Raw genomic sequence first — 18,885 nt, forward strand, 5'->3', positions numbered from 1 at the left:
TATCAAATCGGCAGGAGGACCTTGTCAACCCGTGTGCGCCTGTCAGCGGGAAGTTCCCATCGAGGCTCAGGCCCCCACGCCGAACGCCTGCCGCCAGCGGAATGCCTCGGCCGCATTGACCGCGCCCTGCGGCGCCCTGCCCTGGAAAATCTCCGCCAGCTGCGACACGGTCTCCATGGCCTGGTGCTCCACGGCTGGCGGCGTAAGTCCGCCGATGTGCGGCGTGGCGATCACGCGCGGGTGCGCCGCCACGCGCAGCGACGGCATCTGGTCGGGTGCACGGCCCACGTCCAGCGCGCAGCCGGCAATGACTCCTGCATCGAGCGCAGCAAGCAGCGCGTCTTCATCCACCAGATCGCCGCGCGATGCATTGATGAAGAAGGCATGCGGCTGCATCGCTGCGAAGGCCGCGGCGTTCATCATGTTCTCGGTCTCACCGGTGGCCGCCGCGAGGCAGGCCACGAAGTCGGCTTGCGCCAGCAGCGCTTCGAGCGTCGCCTGTGCGAACTCGGCCCGACCGGTTGCGGTGTGCGGGTCGTGCACGACGATGCGCATGCCCAGCGCCAGCGCGATGCCGCACAGGTAGCGGCCGATCTGCCCGTAGCCGATCACACCCAGCGTGCTGCCGCGCAGTTCGCGCCCCATTGTCGATGCCACGGGCCGGCCTGCGTGGTAGCCCTCGGACGACGCGCTGATGTGCCGCCCCAGGTCGATCATCGCGCCCACGATCCATTCCGACACGGCGGGAACGAACCCCGCGCTCGCCTGCGTCACCAGCACACCATGCCGGCTGGCCGACGCCACGTCGATGTTGCGGATGTCGATGGCGCAGCGCACGAAGGCTTTCAACTGCGGCAGCGCGGCGAACAGCGCCTCGTCGCCCACCGTCTGGCGGTAGGAAACGATGGCGTCGCAGTCCCGCGCCTGCTCGGCCAGGTCGGCCGACGAAAGATCGGTGTCCGTGGGGTTGAAGCGCACCTGCGCGATGGCCTCCAAGGCGGCAGAGGCCCGATCGCCGAAATAGTGCGCGAGCTTGCTCTGCGGATGGCTGACGAAAACCGTGGTCATGAAAAAAGCACCTGTCCGGCTGGCGACTCTCCGCGCAGCGGCGCCGCGACCGAATCGCGTGCCACCAGCGTGGGCGCAAAGACAAACTCCTGCGCCGGCATCGACGGGTCCGACAGCCGGTTCATCACGCGCTCCACCATCACCTGCGCCATCTCGGGCACGGGCACGCGCACAGAAGTCATGGCCGGATACATCAGCGTCGATAGAAACACGTTGTCGATGCCGATGACCGACACGTCCTGCGGCACCGCAAGCCCGGTGTCGCGAAAACCCGCCATCAGGCCGAAGGCGAGCAGGTCGTTCACGCCGATCACGCCGGTCGGGCGCTGTTTCGACTTCGCCATCAGCACCGCCTGCGCGCGGCCCAGTTCGCTCATCATCGAATCGCCGTACTCGTCGACCGGCATGCCTTCGACCACCTGGGCGCTGCCTTCGAGACCCGCAGTCCGGACGGCAGCGAGGAAGCCGTCGACCTTTTCGCTGCGGCTCATGGTGCGCCCCGAGGGCGTGACGAACGCCAGCCGCAAATGTCCCTGCTCGATCAGGTGCTGGGTGGCGAGGCGCGAGGTCTCGAAGTTGTCGACGGTCACGTGGTCGATGACCGAGGCCATGCCCGGCGTGGCGCGCCGGTCGTAGCTGACCACCACCAGCCCGCCCTCGGCGGCGGCCTCGACGTGCTGCTCGTCGAGCAGCGACGAGATGATGATCACGCCGCGCACGCCGTGCGCCATCAGGTCCTCGAAGAAATGCGCTTCCTTCGCGGCGTCGCGGTAGGTGTTGCCGATCATGATCCGGAAGCCGTAGCGCTCCTGCGCCAGCGTTTCGACTTCGCGCGCGATGAAGCCGTACATGGGGTTGGCCATCGACGGCACCAGCAGGCCGATCAGCGGCGTGTGCCCGGTCTTGAGCTGCCGCGCCGAGGTGTTGGGCCGGTATTTCAGATCGCGGATGGCGGCCTCGACGCGCGCCAGCGTTTCCTTGGCCATGCGATCGATGCGTCCGTTCATCACGTTCGATACGGTGCTGTTCGAAACGCCTGCCCGCTTGGCCACGTCGCTGATTCTGCTCATGGCATCTCCCCCTTCTGTCTTATGTTTTTCGAGTCGCTCCCCCGCGTGCATTGGCGGCCACGCGGAATACGCCGGCACTTCCGCCAACGCACAACGAAGGTAACGGACTTCGTCGAGTCCCGCCTCCGTACCCGCCCTAGTTATTTCTCCGTGGCCGGCCTGACCGCAGGCTCCGCACCGATCATCAGCCAGGCACTCACCGCGCTCAGCACAGCCAGCCCCGCGCTCAGCAGCATCACCCAACGAAAGCCCGCCACGAAGGATTCGGCCACGGCCCTTTTGAGGGCTGCCGCCGTGGCAGCATCCACGCCCGGCGGCAGCGCCGCGCCCGCCAGCTTGCTGCGCTCGCCTTCGAGAAAAGCCGCCACCTGCGCCGAAGCGCCCATGCCCCGCAGATGCTCTTCCAGCGCAACGTCGAAGGCCCAGGCCATGATTGCGCCGAACACCGCAATCGCCAGCACCGCCGCCGCGCGCGACACGGCGTTGTTCACGCCCGAAGCCACGCCCGCCAGATCCGGCCCGACCGAGTTCATGACGGTGGTGGTCAACGGTGCCACCGTCACCGTCATGCCAAAGCCAAGCACCACCACGGCCGGCAGGAAGCCGCTCCAGTAGCTCGCGCCAACGCCCGGCACGGCAAAGAGCGCAAAGCCGACCGCCGCAATCGAAGGCCCGATGACCAGCGGCAAGCGCGGCCCGAAGCGGTCGACCAACTGTCCGGCCCAGCGCGAGAGCGCGAACATGGTGAAGATGAAAGGCAACAGCGCCGCGCCCGCCACGGTGGCCGAGTAGCCCTGCACCTGGATCAGGTTGAGCGGAAAAAAGTACAGCCCGCCGCCCAGCGCCGCATAAAGCAGCAGGGTCAGCAGGTTCGCGCCGCTGAAGTTGCCGATGCGCAGCAAGGCCAGTGGCAGCATCGGCGTGCGCACCTTGCGCTCGGCGGCGATGAAGCCCGCGCTGCCCAACACACCCAGGGCCAGCGCCCCGAGCACGGCCGGCGAACCCCAGCCTTGCGTGGGCGCCTCGATGAAGGCATAGACGACGCCACCAAGCCCGGCCGTCGCCAGCAGCGCGCCCCAGAAGTCCAGCCTGCCGGTGGCCGATGCGCCGCGGCTCTCGGGCACGTGGCGCCACACGATCCACAGCACCAGCAGCGCCATCGGTACGTTGATGAAAAAGGCCCAGGTCCACGAGAAGTGATCGACCAGGAAGCCGCCCAGCACAGGCCCCACCGCCGCCGTGATGCCGCTGAAGCCTGACCATGTGCCGATGGCCTTGCCGCGCTCCTTCTCGGGAAACGACGCGCTGATGAGCGCCAGGCTGCCCGGCACCAGCAGCGCGCCGCCGATGCCCTGCACCGCCCGCGCGGCAATGAGCTGCTGCACGGTCGCCGCGAGCCCGCAGGCCACCGAAGAGAGCGCGAAGATGCCGACGCCGATCGCGAAGATGCGCCGCCGGCCATAGCGATCGCCCAGCGCGCCGCCCACGAGCAGCAGCGCCGCCAGCAGCAAGGCATACGACTCGACCACCCATTGCGCCTGGAACGCCGTGGCCTGCAGATCGGCCTGGATAGCCGGCAGCGCCACGTTGACCACCGTGCCGTCAATGAAGGCCATGCTCGACCCCACGACGGCCGCGGCCAGCACCCAGGGCTTGGAAGCCTCGGGGCAGGTCCCCTCTTCCGCCCGCGCGCCATGCAGGATCAACGCGTCGTCGCAAGGAGCCTTGCCGATCTGTGCCATGGGATTTCCGTCGATTGGATTCCGTTTTGCTCCGTCCCCCTCTGGGGGAAGGTTGGGATGGGGGCTGCCCCCCGCACGATACGCCATGCTCGATCGATCGCCGTCGCGCCCCCACCCCAGCCCTCCCCCAGAGGGGGAGGGAGAAAGACGAGGTCAGGTCGTCGCGCAGACCGTGGCCGACGGATTCGCACGCGCCGCATTCAAGCTGCGCGCCATCGCTGCGGCCGCCGCCGACGCCACGCGCTGCGCCCCTTGCGCCACCGCGTCCATCCCGGTGCCCACGGCCTCGCCGAGGTCCAGCTGACACACCACCGTGCGTGCCTCGTCCGAGCGCCGCAGCGTCCAGTCGAAGCTGGCATCGACGCGCCCGCCATCGACCGCGTCGAACTGCCGCAGCTGCACCGCGATGCGCCACACCGGCTGCGAGCCCTGCCGGCCGCCCTTGGTCACATCCAGCGCGCCGAGCCGCCCGGCAATGCCGCTGGCCAGCGCATCGCGCAGCTCGTTCTCGAACGAAGAGGCCCAGCGGTGCTGCTCCAGCACCTCGACCTGCACGCTGCCGTTGGGCTGGCGCACCACCATCTGCGGCCGCGCGAAGCGCTCGGGCACGGCCACGGGCGCGAGCTCGATGTAGAGCGGCGCGGCGCTGCCGAGCGTCGAAGGCGCAGCCTCGGCGGCGGCCACCGGGCTGGCCAGCGTGTAGTAGCTGTCGGGCTTGCTGGCGCAGCCCGCAAGCAGGGCCGCCAGCGCGAGGAAGGCTAGGTTCTTCTTCATTTCTTGTCGTCCGGTTTGCCGCGCAGCAGCGACTCGGGATGGCGTTCGAGGTAGTCGGTCAGCACGCGCACCGAGCCCGCGGCGCGAGTCAGCTCCTGCAGCGTCTGACGCATGTCCTGCTGCAGCGGCGAGTCGTCGGCCAGCGTGCGCTCGGCCGAGTTCACGGTCTTGCGCACGTCCTTCATGGCCGCGGCCAGCTCGGGCGTGACGTCGTTGTTGATGCGGTTCACCGTCTGCTCGGTGGTGGTCAGCGTCTTGTTGAGCGCCGCGAGCGTGGTTCGCAGGTCGCCCGCGATCTGCTCGTACGGCACCTTGTTGAGCTTGGTCGCGATTTCCTGCACCTGCGACTGGATCTCGTCGAGGCTGTTGGCCACCGTGGGCAGCTCGACCGGGTTCTTCGTCAGGTCGATCTTGACCGGCGGCGCCTTCGGGAAGAAGTCGAGCGCCACGTAGACCTGGCCGGTCAGCAGGTTGCCGCTGCGCAGTTGGGCGCGCAGGCCCTTCTCGGCCAGGAAGCGCAGCCGCTCCTGCTGGGTGGCGCGCGATTCGGTGCCGCTCTCGCCCGCGCGGCGGCGCAGCCGGTCGGGGTAGACCTGCACCAGCACCGGCATGCGGAACTCGCGCTCGGCGCGGTCGAACTCGACGCCGATCGACTTGACCTCGCCGATCACCACACCGCGGAAATCCACCGGCGCACCCGGCGTCAGGCCGCGCAGCGACTGGTTGAAGTACATCAGCAGCGGTTGCGAAGGCCCGTCGGGCTCCTTCATGGCGGCGGACTCGTCCTGCGCCAGCGTGAAGGCGGCGTTCTCCTTGGCGACCGGGCCCATTGCGTCGTCGGGCGCCTGGAAGGCGATGCCGCCGAGCAGGATGGTCGCCAGCGACTGCGTGCGCAGCGTGAAGCCGCTGGCGCTGAGCTGCGCGTCGATGCCGCTGGCCTGCCAGAAGCGCGTGTTCATGCCCACGAACTTGTCGTAGGGCGAGTTCACGAAGACACGCATGGTCACGCCGCGCCCGTCGCCATCGAGTTCGTAGGCCGCCACCTGCCCGACCTTGACGCGCCTGAAGTACACCGGCGAGCCCACGTCGAGCGAGCCCACGTCGTTGGCGCGCAGCAGGAACTGCTTGCCGGAGTCGTCACGCGTGACGATGGGCGGGGTCTCGAGCCCGGTGAACTCGCCCGCGGTGTCTTCCGATACGCCCGCGTCGGCGCCGATGTAAGCGCCCGACAGCAAGGTGTTGAGCCCCGAGATGCCCGAGGTGTCGAGCCGGGGCCGCACCACCCAGAAGCGCGAATCCGCGGCGGTGAAGCCCTTGGCGTCCTTGTTGAACTGCACCAGCACGCGCACGTGCGAGCGGTCGCGCGCCAGCCGCAGGTGGGTGACGAGGCCGATCTGCACGTCCTTGTACTTCACGGCGGTCTTGCCGGCCTCCAGCCCCTCGGCCGTCTTGAAGGTCAGCACCACCTCGGGCCCGCGCTCCAGCAGGATGCGGGCGACCAGCGTGATGCCGACCAGCGCGGCCACGATGGGAATCAGCCAGATCAGCGAGGGCAGCCATTCGCGCCGGCGCACCACGCGCGGCTTGGGCAATGCGGGCGGGGGGGCCGGTTTGTCCTGGGGTTGGTCTTCTTCACTCATGCTGGTTTCTCGTCTCTGATTTCATGTCCCTGTGCAACCTCGCTGTCCCACGTGAGCTTCGGGTCGAAGCTCAGCGAGGCCAGCATCGTGAGCACCACCACCGACCCGAAGGCCGCGATGCCCACGCCCGCGGTGATGACCGCGAAACCCTGGATCTGCACCAGCCCGGTCAGCAGCGACACCACGAACACGTCGAGCATCGACCAGCGGCCGATGACCTCGATGATGTGATACAGCCTCGCGCGCTCGCGCCGGCGCCAGGTGCTGCCGCGCTGCGCCAGCACCACGAGCAGGAAAAGCACCGCCAGCTTGAACAGCGGCACCAGAAAGCTGGCGATGAAAACGATGGCTGCCAGGCCGTAGGCGCCCGACACCCAGAAATAGATCACCCCGCTCAGGATGGTGTCGTTCTGCGTGCCGAACAGCGTGCGCGTGATCATCACCGGCAGCAGGTTGGCCGGGATGTACATCATGCACGCTGCGATCAGCAGGGCCCAGGTGCGGTTCAGGCTCTGCGGCTTGCGCGTGTGCAGGCGAGTGCCGCAGCGGCCGCAGGCCTCGCCCTCCTCGGCGTTCTTCCAGACGGCGGCGCAGTGTGGGCAGGCCGTGAGGCCGAGCGAGGCGGCGGTGGGGACGTGCGCGTCTTCGTCGTGGAGGTCGTGGGTATCGTCGGCCTCGCGGGGTTCGCGCGGCCACGGGAAGGCGAAAAGCTTCATGAGGCCGGCGCTCCTTCATCCTGCGCCTCGCCCTTCGGGCGGAACGTCATCTCCCAGAACGCGCCGGGGTTGAACGACAGCACCACCGTCAGCATGACCGTGAGCGCCATGAAGGCCCACAACGCCGCGCCCGGCACCACGGTCGCCATGCTGGAGAGCTTGACGATGGCCACCAGCACGCCGAGCAGGAACACTTCGATCATTCCCCAGGGCCGCAGCGACTGCATCAGCCGCACCAGCAGCGCGAAGCCCAGGGGCCGCCGCTCGCGGCTCAGCGGAACCAGCAGGTACGCGAGGATGCACAGCTGCAGGAAGGGAAAAAGAATGGTCGTGGCCAGCACCAGCAGCGCCACCACCGACATGCCCTCGGCGCCCAGCGCTACCACCGCACCGGCCAGCGTGGTCTGGCTGCGCAGGCCCTGAAGCTCGATCTCGACGATGGGAAACAGGTTCGCGATGGCGAACATGATCAGGCAGGCCACCGTCAGCGGAAGGATGCGGCGCTCCTGCCGGCCGGGGTGCCGGTCGAGCTCGGTGCCACAGCGCGGACAGTGCGCCACGTCGCGCGGCTGCAGCGGCGTGCGGCTGTAGACCGCATCGCAACCCGGGCAGACCACGGTGTCAGGTACTTCCGTCATAGGTGAGTACCCTAACTCATTCAGCCGCCGGGGCCTGGAATTGAAACCAATTAACCGCCCTCGCCCGGCCCTACGTCCTGAGGCGCAGGGTGCTGAAAACCGCCGCCACCGCGGCACAGCTGGCTGCCAGCACCAGCGCCACCACCGGGCCATGCCCCCCGTGCGGGCTCCAGACGCTGAAGACGCCCGCCAGCACCACCGCCCCCAGCGTCTGCCCGGTCAGCCGGGCCGTGCCCAGCATGCCGCTGGCCGCGCCGCTGCGGTGCGCGGGCGGAGAGGTCACGATGGTGTGGTTGTTGGGCGACTGGAACAGCCCGAAACCCAGCCCGCACAGCGCCATGCGCCAGGCGATGTCGGCATCGCCCGGGCGCGCGGGCAGCGCCGCCAGCAGCGCCAGGCCGCTGGCCAGCAGGCCCAGCCCGATGCCGCCCAGCAGCCCGTCGGGGTAGCGGCCGATCAGGCGCCCGGCGATGGGCGCCATCACCACGATGGCCAGCGGCCATGCGGTGATCAAGAGCCCGGCCTCGATGTGGCTGCGCCCGTACACGTCCAGCAGCAGGAACGGCAGCGCGATGTAGGCCAGCATCTGCGCGCAAAACGCAGCGACCGAAGTGCCCATCGACAGCGCGAACACCGGGATGCGCAGCAGGTCGATAGGGAACAGCGGCACTGCCTGCCTGCGCTGGCGCTGCAGGTAGACGACGCCGACCACCACCCCGGCCAGCAGGATGCCCCAGGCCGAGGCCTGCGAACCACCGGCCCCCTGCACCGCCCCTTCGCGTACGCCGAGCCGGTCCACGCCGAGGAACACGAGCGAGAACATCAGCACGTTGAGCGCCACGTCGACCGGCGAGAACCGCAGCCCCGCGGCCGGCGCCACGCGGTTGAACGGCAGCGCCCGCATGCCCAGCGCGAAGGTGACGATGCCCAGCGGCACGTTGATGGCGAAGAGCCACGGCCACGAGGCCACCGACAGGATGGCCGCGGCCACCGAAGGCCCGGCCACGGAAGACGTCGCGACCACCAGCGAGTTGATGGCCATGCCCTTGCCCAGCTGCGCTGACGGATACGTCAGCCGCACCAGCGCCGCGTTCACGCTCATGATGCCGGCGGCACCCAACCCCTGGAAGGCGCGTGCCGCGATCAGCGTGCCGAGCGAATTGGCGAAGGTTGCGGCCAGTGACGACAGCGCGAACACCGCCATGCCCACGAGGTATACGCGCCGGTAGCCCACGAGGTCGCCCAGCGAAGCCAGCGGCAGCAGCATCACCAGCGTCGCGATCTGGTACGCGTTGACCACCCAGATCGCCTGCGACGGACTGGCCTGCAGTTCGCGCGCGATGCCCGGCAGCGCGAGGTTGACGATGGTGCCGTCGAGCACCGCCACGATCAGCCCGAGGATGATGACCAGCATCGCCCAGCCGCGCTCCGGCATGGCCAGCCCGTCGACGGGCTTGTGGCCCGCGTTGCTGCTGTCGTCTTCTTCGACCGCCGGGCTCCCGGCGCCTGCGCGCACCGTGTTCATCAGGCCTGCTGCGCCCTGCGCGCCTGTTCGGAGCCCACGCCGCCTAGCGTGAGCCAGGTCAGCACCAGCGCGATGAGCGCGCCGCCGGCCATGCCGGCCACCATCGGCAGCGGTCGGCCGTCGGTGAAGAAGCCCACCACCGCCATCGCCAGCGCGCCCGTCAGCATCTGCAGCGTACCGAGCAGCGCCGAGGCGGTGCCCGCGATGGCGCCGTGCATCTCGAGCGCCAGCACGCCGGTGGTCGGGATCACCAGGCCCATGAAGCCCGAGGCGATGAAGTACAGCACGATGAGCACCCAGAGGTTGTCGCCGCCCATCGCGAAGTAGGCGAACATCGCGAGCATTGCAACGCCGCAGCACACCACGCCGAACTTCACGAGGTTGACCAGCCCGTAGCGCTCGCCCAGCGAGCCGGTGAACTGCGAGGCCCCGATGAAGGCGGCCGCGTTCACGCCGAAGGCCACGCTGTAGAGCGCGGGCGACAGGCCGTAGTGGTCGATCATCACGAAGGACGAATTCGCGAGGTAGGTGAAGAAGCCCGCCATCGCGAAGCTGCCGATGAACACCAGGCCGAGGTAGTGCGTGTCGCGCAGCAGCAGCCAATAGGCCGAGAGCGCGCTGCCGAGGCTGCTTTCGACGCGTTCCGAGGCGGGGCGCGTTTCGTCGAGCAGCTTGACCATCATCGCGAGGCCCGCGACGGCCGCGATGGTCACGGCCCAGAACACGCCGCGCCAGCCCGCAACCGCGATCACCGCGCTGCCCGCGAGCGGCGCGAGGATCGGCGATACGCTGAACACCAGCATCAGCAGCGACATGAGCCGTGCGGCATCGGTGCCCGTGTGCAGGTCGCGCACCACCGCGCGCGGGATCGCCATGCCGGCCGCGGCGCCCAGGCCCTGGACGAAGCGCAGCACGATCAGCGTCTGGATGTCGGTCGCCATCGCGCAGCCCACGCTGGCGAGCGCGAACAGCAGCAGGCCCGCATACAGCGGCGGCTTGCGGCCCACCATGTCAGAGATCGGCCCGTACAGCAACTGGCCCGCGCCGAGCGACAGGAAGAAGGCCGTGAGGCTCATTTGCACGGCGCCGATGTCGGCGCGCAGGCTCTGTCCGATGGCGGGCAGCGCCGGCAGGTACATGTCGATGGCGAATGGCCCGATGGCCGAGAGCAGGCCCAGCAGCAGGGCCATCTTGAAGAAGGGGGAAGAACGCATTGAACCGATTGTCGTCAAGCACGGCAATCGCTGCAGGCGTGGGGTCTGCTTCTCGCCAGAGCTAATCCTGGCCAAAGAATCGCGCAGGCGCGAGGCCGCAAGACCTCGCTCGGATGAGCGGTTTCGACTTACTTGCCGGCGGGCCAGAACACCAGCGCGCGCAGTTCGATGCTGCGGCGGGGCGGCGCCTCGCGCGAACCTGTCGGGTCTTCGAACGCGGTGTGCGCGGTGAAGCGCGCCACGCCGTCTTCGCGCGAGTCGTAGATCTTCAGCAGCAGCGCCTCGTCGGGCCGCAGGCGCGGGAACCAGTACCACCGGTGGTTCGGGTTCCAGGTGAAGGAATAGATTTCGCCGACCTTGTCCGGATAGACGAGGTCGCTCGGCACCATGTCTTGCGGTGAAATGGAGCGTGCATCGCACAGCGCAAGCGGCGAGCGCTCGACAGTGGCCAGCGGGCGCCACAGGTTGACGATCGCGAAGCGCTGCTTCAGGCGTTCCTCGGCCTCTTCGGGCGGCAGATGGTCGCGCACGCGGCGCGGCGCAGAAACGAAAGTCTGGTCGTTGTGCACGCGACGCACCGGCTCGCGCAGTTCGGCCGTGCGGCGCGAGCCTTGTGCGCTGTCACGCAGCGTGTGGTCGAACACGACGATCTTCTCGGCACCGGTGAGGTCGCGCAGCAAGGCCTCGGACTCGCGGTAGTAGATGTCGCGGATCGTTGCATCACGCGAGAAATCGGCGAGCGCGCTGCGATGCGAAATCTGCGTGAAGCCGCTGCGGTCCAGCGTCAGTTCGTTCAGCGCCACCAGCGGGCGGCCGTCGTGGATCGTTACGCGGCGCGGCTCCAGTTCGCCAGTCACCCAGGGCGTACCTGGCGGCGGCTCGAAGGTGTAGCTCACGGGCCGGCCCTGGCCCGCCTTCAGGTAGTTGAGCTCCGCCACCACCGAAGGCAGCGTGGCTGCCAGCATCTGTCCGTTCGACCCAGCACTCATGCGATGCGACTCCTCGAAACGATTGCTCGAATGGCCGCGAGCCTGGAATGGGAAGAAAGCACAGAAGAAGTGATGATGAAGCCTGCGGCCACGGATGATCGCCAAGGCTATACCTGCACCCCGCGAAACAGAAGAATGCAAAGGGCATAACCTTGCTCGCCGACTGGTCGGTGCCCTGCGCCGCTTGACGTTGCAGCGGGCTTCACTCCACGCGCCGCACCCGCTACCCTATCGCCTTCCCGGACCGCCCCCACAACAACTCACAGCATCCGCTATCCAGGAGCAGCACCCTTATGGCCCTCGCCCGCACGATCCACGCAGACCTCCTGCGCGTTTTCGTTCTCACGCTCGTGTCGCTGTTCGCCATTCCGGCGGCGACGCTGGCCTTCACCGAATACGCGCTGCGTTCGCAGGACGCGGCCTTTCTGCAATCGATAGAGAAGCGCATCGCCGCCGATGCACAGCTCTCGTCCAAGGACAAGGCCGAAGCCACCGATTTCTATCGCAGCCATCCGCTTTCCAGGGCCTGCGACGCCACCGCGCCGGAAGACAGTAATTTCCACGACAAGGTGTGCAGCCCCTACTCCATGCAGTGGCAGTTCCACTGGGCCGACCGCGCCGCCATCTGGACCATCGTGCTCGGTGCCGCGCTGCTCGCGGCGGCGCTGGTGCTGGGCGCGCTGGCCTTCGCCAACCGCGGGCTGCGCTACGCCAGCTTCGTTGCGGGCTGGCGGCTGATGACGGTGTCGAGCGCGGTCGAGGTCGTGCTGCAGAGCGCGATGCTGGTGTGGCTGTCGTTCTGGCTTACGGCCTATTTCTGGCAGAGCTACTACGTCAAGCTGATCGCGCTGGCGGGCATCATGGCCGGGGCCGCTGTGTTCTACGCGATCTACACGCTGTTCAAGAAGCTGCCCTGGGGCAACGAGATCGAGGGCGAGCTGATCGCGCAGGCGGACGCACCGCGCCTGTGGGAGCGCATCCGCCAACTTGCGGGCCGCGTGAAGACCGCGCCGCCCGACCAGATCGTGGCCGGCATCGACACCAATTTCTTCGTGACCGAGGCGCCGTGCGAAGTCAGGGGCCGCACCCTGCAGGGCCGCACGCTGTTCGTCAGCCTTCCGCTGCTGCGCGTGCTCGACCAGGCCGAGGCCGATGCGGTGCTCGCGCACGAGCTGGCGCACCTGGGCGGCGGCGACACCCGCAGCAGCGCGGCGCTCGGCCCCAAGCTGCAGCAGTTCGACCAGTACACCTGGAAGATGCGCAGCGGCGGCCTCACCATCGTGGCGCACTACCTGCTGCGGCTGTACCGCATGATCTTCGCGTTCGCCCTGGCGCGAGACAGCCGCGAGCGCGAATACAAGGCCGACCGCGTGGCCGCCGGCCTCACGGCGCCGCTTGCCATCGTGCAGTCGCTCATCAAAATCTCGGCCTACGCGAGCTACCGCAACGACGTCGAGCGCAAGCTGTTCGCGCAGAACCGCGAGCATGACGGCGCACTGGGCATCGCCCGCTTCGTGGCGGACGGCCTGCCGCCTTACGCCAGCTCCGAAGCGTTCATCGAGGCGATGAAGACCGCCGACGTGCCACACCCCTACGACAGCCACCCTCCGCTGCTGGAGCGCATGCGCAATGTCGGCCACCACGTGCCCGAGAGCGCCTACGGCGCCATCGTCGCGACCGCACCGCAAGCCTCGTGGGCCGATGACATCGAGACCGCCCCCGCTATCGAGCAACGCCTGTGGAGCGACTACGAGCAGCGCTTCGTGCAGAACCACGAGCTGAGCCTGGCCTACCGCTACGAGCCGGCCACCGAGGAAGAGCGTGCCATCGTGCTGCGGCACTTTCCGCCGGTCGGCTTCGCGCTGAAGAACGGCGACCGCATCGACATCACCTACGCCGGCATGCACCCCAGCGCCGACGGCGGCTCGACGATCGCGTGGGACGAAGTCAAGGGCCTGACCTACAAGGACGGCAGCTTCGGCGACACGCTCATCGTCACCCACCACGACAAGGGCATGCTGGGCGCGCGCACCACCAAGGTGAAGCTCGCGGGCCTGGGCAAGCAGAAGGAAAACTTCAAGGCCGCCACGGGGCACTACTGGCAGCGGCACCAGATCATGAGGGCGCAGCAGCAACGGCAGCCATGAGGCCCGGTGCCGCCATCGGCAGCCGCCCTGTGCAATATTTCATGCGCCAGGCGGTTCGGAATGTCATCTGGACGTGACCCGGGCACGTTTTGCAAGAGCGCCTGGAACGACGCATTCCTTCGATGTCTTTGCTTAGAAAGAACCCCATGAAGACCAAGCAGCTCATCCTCTCCAGCATCCTTGCATTCGCCGGCCTCGCCATGCTGGCGCCGAGCATCGCCTCGGCCGCGCCGTACCACCCGAAAAAGCACAAGGTGTGCAAGTGGGACGCACGTCATCACCACCGCGTTTGCCACTGGGTGCGTTGATTCTGTCGGTGTAGACCCGCTCCAGGAAGCCCGCTGATGCGGGCTTTTTTCATGGGCGGCCAGAACAGGCCGTCAGTACAAGGTCGCCCGCTGCCGCGCCGGCAGCTCCCGGTCATACGTCTCCCCGTCGAACGCCGACTCGGTCAGCGCCGAAAGAAGCTCGCCGGGCGTCGGCACCTCGCGCTTCGCGTCCGCCGGCAGCGGCGCCCACAGCTTGGAGCGCTGGATTGCGCGAGCGCACTGGAAGAACACGGTTTCCACGGCGATCCGGATCACGCATTGCGGCGGCTTGCCGTCCATTGCGAAGCGCTCAAGCAACTCAGGCTCGACCGTGACGTGCGCCCTGCCGTTCACCCGCAGCGTCTCGCCCACCCCGGGTATCAGGAACAGCAGCGCCACGCGCGGGTCGGCCACGATGTTGCGCAGGCTGTCGATGCGGTTGTTGCCGCGGCGCTCGGGCAGCAGCAGCGTCTTCTCGTCCTGCACCGCGACGAAGCCTGGCGGATCGCCGCGCGGAGAAGCATCCAGCCCGTCCGGGCCGATGGTGGCGAGCACCGCGAAAGGCGACGCGGCAATCAGCGCCTGGTAGCCCGGATGCAGGTAGGGCACCTCCTTCTTCAGCGAAGCCTCGACGGGTTGTCCGAACAGGGCTTCGAGCTGGGCGACGGTTTCGATGGCGTGGGAGGTTGTCATGTGCTTTCTTGCCGGATGTTGGCGGATTGTGGCGATGCGCTCCAGCCGCAGGCCAGCGCCATCAGCGCGAGCAGCGAGGCAGCCACACCGTAGATCCATGCCGGTGACGCAATCGGCAGCAGGAGGCCCGCGATCAGTGGACCGGCGCCGGCGCCGATGTCGCGCCAGACCGAGCGCGCAGCCAGCGCCTGCACGCGCTCCGGGCCGGGCGTGCGGCGGGCCACGATGGGTGGCAACAACGGCAATTGCAAAGCGCGCAGCACCACGATCAGTGCCGCACAGCTCCACAGCCAGCCAAGGCCGAAGCCCACGAGCGCGATGGCGGTGAAGAGCGACAGGCTCACAAGCAGGCGCTCCGCGCCGAAGCGCTCTGCCATGTGTCCGCCGACCGGGCTCAACAGAATCTCCGCCAGATAACGCAGCGCCATCAGCACGCCGGCCACGATCACCGCGCCGCCCGGCAGCAGGTCCTTGCCGAGGTAGGACAGGCCGACGATGAAGAGCCCGTCGAGCGTCAGCCCTTCCATGAAAGACCATCCATCGAGGCTGTTGGGCCGCGTAAAGCGCCGCCCCGGCTTGCCGACGGGGTGCGGCGCCACCGGCAGCCGCCGAGTGACGAAACACGCGAGCAGCGAGAACGCCGCGAGGATGCCGAAGATCGCGCGCGGCCCGGTCCAGTGCGCCAGCAGCGCACCCAGCGGCAGCGCCAGCACCGGCCCCATCGCGATGAAGGCGCGCGAGCGTCCGTTGCGCCGCGCCGCACCCATCGGGTCGGCTGTGGCCAGGGCCTGCGTCGACAGGTTCAGCATCGCGAAGCACAGGCCCCAAATGAGCCGCAACGGCAGCAGCGCCCAGAAGCCCGAAAGCGTGGCGTAGCCCAAGCCGCACACGGCAGCCGCCGCCACCGCAATGGTGCAGGTCAGCCGGTCGCCGTTGCGGGCGTAGAAGCGCGCGACGAAACCATAGCCGGCGATGCGCACCAGCCGGTTGGCCGCGAGCAGCATGCCGGCCTCGGCGAGCGTCACGCCGAACTGGCTGGCGTACATCGGCAGCAGCAGGTAGAGCACCACGTCGGCCGGCAGTGAAAGGCCAAGCGCCATCGCCGCGTGGCGGGAATTCAGGTCGGTGGACGTGGGGCTGGAAGCGGGTTGGGTGCGAGACATCGAGCCCTGATGGTGCGCCGCCGCCTGCTTCGCCGACAAACGACATTAACGCCTGTCATGCGTGAGAAAATTGCACGCATGCCGCTTCGAGAGCCTCCCCTCAACGCCGTGCGCGCCTTTACCGCCGCGGCACGCCACCTGAGCTTCACGCGTGCGGCGCTCCAGCTGCACGTCACGCACAGCGCGGTGAGCCGGCAGATCAAGAGCCTGGAGGAGTTCCTCGGCGTCGCGCTGTTCGAGCGCCGCATCCGGCAGGTGGCGCTGACTGCCGAGGGACAACAGTTCTTCGCGGAGGTGGAGCCGGCTCTCGCGCAGATCGGCGCGGCGGCGCGGGCGCTGCAGTCGCAAGGGGCGGCCCGCGCGGTGCGGATCAACGTGCGCCCTTCCTTCGCGGTGCGCTGGCTCATTCCACGCCTGCCCTCCTTCGTCGAGCGCTACCCCGACATCGAGCCGCAGGTCGTCACCAGCACCGTCATGCCCGAACAGGCCGTCGGCAGCTTCGACATCGCGGTGCGCCGGGGCCTCGAAGGCTGGCCCTCCTCGATGGAGGTGCAGCCCTTTCTCGAAGACGAGGTACTGGTGGTCGGTGCACCTTCGCTGTTCAAGACCCATCCGCTGGGCGACCTGCGCGCGCTCACCTCGCACGTGCTGCTGTCAGCCCGCACGCGCAAGGACGACTGGGACGCCTGGAGGAAGCAGGTCGGCGCGCCGCGCACGCGGCCGGCGGGCCGGCTGCAGTTCGACCATCTGCACTTCGTGCTGCAGGCAGCGGTCGACGGGCTTGGCATCGCGCTGGCGCCCACCTCGCTGGTGGCGCACGACCTGGCCTCGGGCCGCCTGCAATCGCCGCTGCCCATGCTGCGCATGACGCTGGAGCGGTACTACTACGGCCTGGCGCCCGATGCCGCGCCGGAAGCGGCGTACGTGGCCGAATGGCTCATGGAGATGCAGGCCCAGGGCGCGTAGTCGATCAGCGTGCGGCGGATGCTCGTGCGTCCGGAAACGGCCGGCGCCACGAGCTCGCTGCTCGCAAGATGCGTGCATGCCCCCTACATTCCTCCCCCGCTCCTTCCAGAACCTGGCCTGGTCCAACCTTGCCGCGCAGTCCGCCGAGCAGCTGAGCCTTGCGGCCGTGCCGCTGGTAGCCGTGCTGGCGCTTGGCGCAGGGCCGGGCGAAATCGGCTTTCTCGCGGCGGTGCAGACGCTGCCCTTCCTGCTGGTCTCGATGCCCATGGGCCTGCTCGCGGACCGTATGTCGCGCCGGCGGCTAATGGTCTGGGCCGAGGGGCTGCGGGCGATATCGCTGCTCGTGCTGCTGGCGATGGTGTTCGCGTCGAAGCTCAGCATCGGCTGGCTGGCCGCGCTTGGTTTCCTGGGCGCTGTCGGCACCGTGGGCTTCAGCGTCGCGGCGCCCGCGCTGGTGCCGGCACTCGTGCCGCGTGAGGCGCTGGCCGTGGCCAACGGACGGCTCGAACTGGCGCGCAGCGCAGCATTCACCGCCGGCCCCGCGCTCGCGGGCGCACTGGTGGCGTGGGCCGGTGCGCCTGCCGCGTTCGTTTTGGCTGCGGTGCTGTCAGTGGCGGCCGTGGGCCTGCTGCTGCGATTGGGCGAGGTGCCGCGCGCGCCCGCCTCCGGACGGCATCCGCTGCTCGAGGTGCGCGACGGCGCGCGCTTCGTCTGGCGGCACGAGATGCTGCGCCCGATGCTGATGACCGGCGCGGTCTTCAACATCTCGTGGTTCGTGCTGCAGGCCGGTTACGTGCCCTATGCGGTGCGGGTGCTTGGCCTGGGCGCGCAGGCGGTCGGCTTCACGCTGGCGATGTACGGCGCGGGCATGGTCGTCGGCGCGCTGCTGACGCCGCGCGCAGTGGCGCGTCTGGCGTTCGGCCGCGCGATCCAGGTCGGGCCCGCGGTCGCGGTTGTTGCAGCGGCGACGATGGCGGCCACGCTCGTCGTGCCGACCGCCGCGCTGGCCGCGCTCTCGTTCTTTCTGTTCGGCGCGGGTCCGATGGTGTGGGTCATTACCACGACCACGCTGCGCCAGAGCGTGACGGCAGCGACGATGCTGGGCCGGGTGTCGGCCGTGTTCCTCACGATCAACGCGGGGGCGCGGCCCATCGGCGCAGCGCTGGGCGGCGTGGTCGGGGCCGCTTGGGGCGAGCCGGCCTGCCTGCTGCTGGCGCTCGCAGGGTTCGTGCTGCAGGCGGCGATCATCTTCGCATCGCGCATCGCGGGGCTGCACCGGTTGCCGGTGCCGGTCACCTGAGCCGCCGGGAAGCGCCGCTAAAAAAGCGAAGCCATCCCGTTAGGCCGCGCATCCTCGATGTCGAGCATGCGCAGCTTGGTCAGCGCGCCACCGCCGGCCGAGAAGCCGCCGGGCTTGTTGCCCGCCGCCAGAACCCGATGGCAAGGCACCACGGGCGCGAACGGGTTGTGGCCCATGGCCTGGCCCACGGCGCGCGACAGGCCCTTGTCGCCCAGCTCCTCGGCGATCTCGCCATAGGTGCGCGTCTGCCCAGGTGGAATGCGCCGCGCGATCGCGTAGATGCGCTGGTGAAACTCCGACACGCCGCGCATGTCGAGTTCGATGTGGCCCAGGTCGTCGTGTACGCCCTGCAGCAGGCCCTGGATGGCGGTGATGGCGCGTTGCGCTGCCTCGCTCGGCGGGCTTTCGCTCAGTTCCGGGAAGCGTTGCTTCATCCGCGCCCGCGTGGCTGCCTCGCCCTTGTCGGCGGGCAGTTGCACGCCGACCAGTCCGCGCGGCCCCCAGGCCAAGGCGCACATGCCGATGGAAGTTTCGAACAAGGCAAACCCGGTCATGACGCCTCCTGCAGCGCATATGCAATGCGGGCGATGCCGAGCGACACTGCCGCGCCCATCGACAGCGCGAACGCGAGCCGCAGCGTGGGCAGTACGGGGGCGAAGGAAGTGAGCGTCATCAACATGAGGGCGGGCGGTCTGCCATTCTGTGCCCTCGGCAATTACCCCGAAAGCTGAGTTTCAGAATTCCATTTCTCATGGGTGGCGCAAAGTGCACGTTTCGGTGGACAATCGGCACTCAATGTTACTAAATGACACATGTGCCCTCGTCGCCGGAAGATCCGCATCTTTTGTGGGCGAGACGGGCAGTGAATGCGGAATGCGACTCTCAGGGTCGACAAAGCCGCAGCGGCGTGTGATCGACATCCAAATTTAAAC

18 protein-coding genes are annotated in these 18,885 nt (G+C 68.5%); 4 read left to right on the forward strand and 14 right to left on the reverse strand.

Translation table 11 applies throughout. The annotated features are described in order from the left end of the window. Positions 1 to 66: 66 nt before the first annotated feature. The 10 genes from ACEOAB_RS14660 to ACEOAB_RS14705 all read right to left on the reverse strand — a co-directional run bounded on the left by ACEOAB_RS14660 (position 67) and on the right by ACEOAB_RS14705 (position 11,376). On the reverse strand, positions 67 to 1,068 hold the full coding sequence (locus ACEOAB_RS14660) for an NAD(P)-dependent oxidoreductase (RefSeq protein WP_056597104.1): 1,002 nt from the start codon (positions 1,066 to 1,068) through the stop codon (positions 67 to 69). Then, the gene (locus tag ACEOAB_RS14665) at positions 1,065 to 2,138 is read right to left on the reverse strand and encodes a LacI family DNA-binding transcriptional regulator (RefSeq protein ID WP_056597106.1); all 1,074 of its coding nucleotides are present in this window, start codon (positions 2,136 to 2,138) and stop codon (positions 1,065 to 1,067) included. The genes ACEOAB_RS14660 and ACEOAB_RS14665 overlap by 4 nt, the downstream gene beginning before the upstream one ends. A 140-nt stretch (positions 2,139 to 2,278) precedes the next feature. Then, positions 2,279 to 3,880 carry an MFS transporter gene (locus ACEOAB_RS14670; RefSeq protein ID WP_056597108.1) on the reverse strand — a complete coding sequence of 534 codons (1,602 nt, stop codon included), beginning with the start codon at positions 3,878 to 3,880 and terminating at the stop codon, positions 2,279 to 2,281. 153 nt (positions 3,881 to 4,033) lie between these two features. After that, complete coding sequence (locus tag ACEOAB_RS14675) at positions 4,034 to 4,654, reverse strand: PqiC family protein (RefSeq protein ID WP_056597110.1); 621 nt, start codon at positions 4,652 to 4,654, stop codon at positions 4,034 to 4,036. Next, positions 4,651 to 6,294 (reverse strand): PqiB family protein, encoded by a 1,644-nt coding sequence (locus ACEOAB_RS14680; protein WP_056597112.1) that lies wholly within the window; start codon positions 6,292 to 6,294, stop codon positions 4,651 to 4,653. Before ACEOAB_RS14680 ends, ACEOAB_RS14675 begins: the two co-directional genes overlap by 4 nt. Continuing rightward, positions 6,291 to 7,010, reverse strand: a complete 720-nt coding sequence (locus ACEOAB_RS14685) for a paraquat-inducible protein A (RefSeq protein ID WP_056597113.1) — start codon at positions 7,008 to 7,010, stop codon at positions 6,291 to 6,293. Before ACEOAB_RS14685 ends, ACEOAB_RS14680 begins: the two co-directional genes overlap by 4 nt. Next, positions 7,007 to 7,648, reverse strand: a complete 642-nt coding sequence (locus ACEOAB_RS14690) for a paraquat-inducible protein A (RefSeq protein ID WP_056597115.1) — start codon at positions 7,646 to 7,648, stop codon at positions 7,007 to 7,009. Before ACEOAB_RS14690 ends, ACEOAB_RS14685 begins: the two co-directional genes overlap by 4 nt. Positions 7,649 to 7,718: 70 nt before the next feature. After that, on the reverse strand, positions 7,719 to 9,173 hold the full coding sequence (locus ACEOAB_RS14695; RefSeq protein WP_495653811.1) for an MFS transporter: 1,455 nt from the start codon (positions 9,171 to 9,173) through the stop codon (positions 7,719 to 7,721). Beyond that, the gene (locus tag ACEOAB_RS14700) at positions 9,173 to 10,387 is read right to left on the reverse strand and encodes a multidrug effflux MFS transporter (RefSeq protein WP_056597117.1); all 1,215 of its coding nucleotides are present in this window, start codon (positions 10,385 to 10,387) and stop codon (positions 9,173 to 9,175) included. The genes ACEOAB_RS14695 and ACEOAB_RS14700 overlap by 1 nt, the downstream gene beginning before the upstream one ends. A 128-nt stretch (positions 10,388 to 10,515) precedes the next feature. Continuing rightward, entirely contained in the window at positions 10,516 to 11,376 is an 861-nt protein-coding gene (locus ACEOAB_RS14705) for a CmcJ/NvfI family oxidoreductase (RefSeq protein WP_056597119.1), read from the reverse strand. A gap of 293 nt (positions 11,377 to 11,669) precedes the next feature. Between ACEOAB_RS14705 and ACEOAB_RS14710 the strand changes: the two genes are divergently transcribed. Next, complete coding sequence (locus tag ACEOAB_RS14710; RefSeq protein WP_495653812.1) at positions 11,670 to 13,523, forward strand: M48 family metallopeptidase; 1,854 nt, start codon at positions 11,670 to 11,672, stop codon at positions 13,521 to 13,523. Between the two features lie 146 nt (positions 13,524 to 13,669). Continuing rightward, complete coding sequence (locus tag ACEOAB_RS14715) at positions 13,670 to 13,831, forward strand: HHHH-motif protein (protein WP_165403270.1); 162 nt, start codon at positions 13,670 to 13,672, stop codon at positions 13,829 to 13,831. A 72-nt stretch (positions 13,832 to 13,903) separates the two neighbouring features. Here the strand turns inward: ACEOAB_RS14715 and ACEOAB_RS14720 are convergent, their stop codons facing one another. Next, positions 13,904 to 14,524: a pyridoxamine 5'-phosphate oxidase family protein gene (locus ACEOAB_RS14720; RefSeq protein ID WP_056597122.1), complete on the reverse strand. Its 621-nt coding sequence runs from the start codon at positions 14,522 to 14,524 to the stop codon at positions 13,904 to 13,906. Further along, complete coding sequence (locus ACEOAB_RS14725; RefSeq protein WP_056597930.1) at positions 14,521 to 15,687, reverse strand: MFS transporter; 1,167 nt, start codon at positions 15,685 to 15,687, stop codon at positions 14,521 to 14,523. Before ACEOAB_RS14725 ends, ACEOAB_RS14720 begins: the two co-directional genes overlap by 4 nt. 78 nt (positions 15,688 to 15,765) lie before the next feature. Between ACEOAB_RS14725 and ACEOAB_RS14730 the strand changes: the two genes are divergently transcribed. Together ACEOAB_RS14730 and ACEOAB_RS14735 are read left to right on the forward strand one after the other, a co-directional pair. Continuing rightward, entirely contained in the window at positions 15,766 to 16,653 is an 888-nt protein-coding gene (locus ACEOAB_RS14730; RefSeq protein WP_056597932.1) for a LysR substrate-binding domain-containing protein, read from the forward strand. A gap of 76 nt (positions 16,654 to 16,729) precedes the next feature. Continuing rightward, on the forward strand, positions 16,730 to 17,953 hold the full coding sequence (locus ACEOAB_RS14735) for an MFS transporter (RefSeq protein ID WP_495653813.1): 1,224 nt from the start codon (positions 16,730 to 16,732) through the stop codon (positions 17,951 to 17,953). A gap of 17 nt (positions 17,954 to 17,970) precedes the next feature. On the opposite strand, the gene ACEOAB_RS14740 is transcribed toward ACEOAB_RS14735, so the two are convergent. Both ACEOAB_RS14740 and ACEOAB_RS14745 read right to left on the reverse strand, forming a co-directional pair. Further along, on the reverse strand, positions 17,971 to 18,507 hold the full coding sequence (locus tag ACEOAB_RS14740; protein WP_413749982.1) for a methylated-DNA--[protein]-cysteine S-methyltransferase: 537 nt from the start codon (positions 18,505 to 18,507) through the stop codon (positions 17,971 to 17,973). Next, on the reverse strand, positions 18,504 to 18,632 hold the full coding sequence (locus ACEOAB_RS14745) for a hypothetical protein (protein ID WP_413749983.1): 129 nt from the start codon (positions 18,630 to 18,632) through the stop codon (positions 18,504 to 18,506). Before ACEOAB_RS14745 ends, ACEOAB_RS14740 begins: the two co-directional genes overlap by 4 nt. Positions 18,633 to 18,885 lie beyond the last annotated feature (253 nt).

This window comes from Variovorax sp. Varisp53, from assembly GCF_059491555.1.

Bases quoted from the DNA above. Each gene is read 5' to 3' on its own strand.
- ACEOAB_RS14660 (WP_056597104.1), bottom strand. From the start codon at position 1,068: ATGACCACGGTTTTCGTCAGCCATCCGCAGAGCAAGCTCGCGCACTAT.
- ACEOAB_RS14665 (WP_056597106.1), bottom strand. From the start codon at position 2,138: ATGAGCAGAATCAGCGACGTGGCCAAGCGGGCAGGCGTTTCGAACAGC.
- ACEOAB_RS14670 (WP_056597108.1), bottom strand. From the start codon at position 3,880: ATGGCACAGATCGGCAAGGCTCCTTGCGACGACGCGTTGATCCTGCAT.
- ACEOAB_RS14675 (WP_056597110.1), bottom strand. From the start codon at position 4,654: ATGAAGAAGAACCTAGCCTTCCTCGCGCTGGCGGCCCTGCTTGCGGGC.
- ACEOAB_RS14680 (WP_056597112.1), bottom strand. From the start codon at position 6,294: ATGAGTGAAGAAGACCAACCCCAGGACAAACCGGCCCCCCCGCCCGCA.
- ACEOAB_RS14685 (WP_056597113.1), bottom strand. From the start codon at position 7,010: ATGAAGCTTTTCGCCTTCCCGTGGCCGCGCGAACCCCGCGAGGCCGAC.
- ACEOAB_RS14690 (WP_056597115.1), bottom strand. From the start codon at position 7,648: ATGACGGAAGTACCTGACACCGTGGTCTGCCCGGGTTGCGATGCGGTC.
- ACEOAB_RS14695 (WP_495653811.1), bottom strand. From the start codon at position 9,173: ATGAACACGGTGCGCGCAGGCGCCGGGAGCCCGGCGGTCGAAGAAGAC.
- ACEOAB_RS14700 (WP_056597117.1), bottom strand. From the start codon at position 10,387: ATGCGTTCTTCCCCCTTCTTCAAGATGGCCCTGCTGCTGGGCCTGCTC.
- ACEOAB_RS14705 (WP_056597119.1), bottom strand. From the start codon at position 11,376: ATGAGTGCTGGGTCGAACGGACAGATGCTGGCAGCCACGCTGCCTTCG.
- ACEOAB_RS14710 (WP_495653812.1), top strand. From the start codon at position 11,670: ATGGCCCTCGCCCGCACGATCCACGCAGACCTCCTGCGCGTTTTCGTT.
- ACEOAB_RS14715 (WP_165403270.1), top strand. From the start codon at position 13,670: ATGAAGACCAAGCAGCTCATCCTCTCCAGCATCCTTGCATTCGCCGGC.
- ACEOAB_RS14720 (WP_056597122.1), bottom strand. From the start codon at position 14,524: ATGACAACCTCCCACGCCATCGAAACCGTCGCCCAGCTCGAAGCCCTG.
- ACEOAB_RS14725 (WP_056597930.1), bottom strand. From the start codon at position 15,687: ATGTCTCGCACCCAACCCGCTTCCAGCCCCACGTCCACCGACCTGAAT.
- ACEOAB_RS14730 (WP_056597932.1), top strand. From the start codon at position 15,766: ATGCCGCTTCGAGAGCCTCCCCTCAACGCCGTGCGCGCCTTTACCGCC.
- ACEOAB_RS14735 (WP_495653813.1), top strand. From the start codon at position 16,730: ATGCCCCCTACATTCCTCCCCCGCTCCTTCCAGAACCTGGCCTGGTCC.
- ACEOAB_RS14740 (WP_413749982.1), bottom strand. From the start codon at position 18,507: ATGACCGGGTTTGCCTTGTTCGAAACTTCCATCGGCATGTGCGCCTTG.
- ACEOAB_RS14745 (WP_413749983.1), bottom strand. From the start codon at position 18,632: ATGTTGATGACGCTCACTTCCTTCGCCCCCGTACTGCCCACGCTGCGG.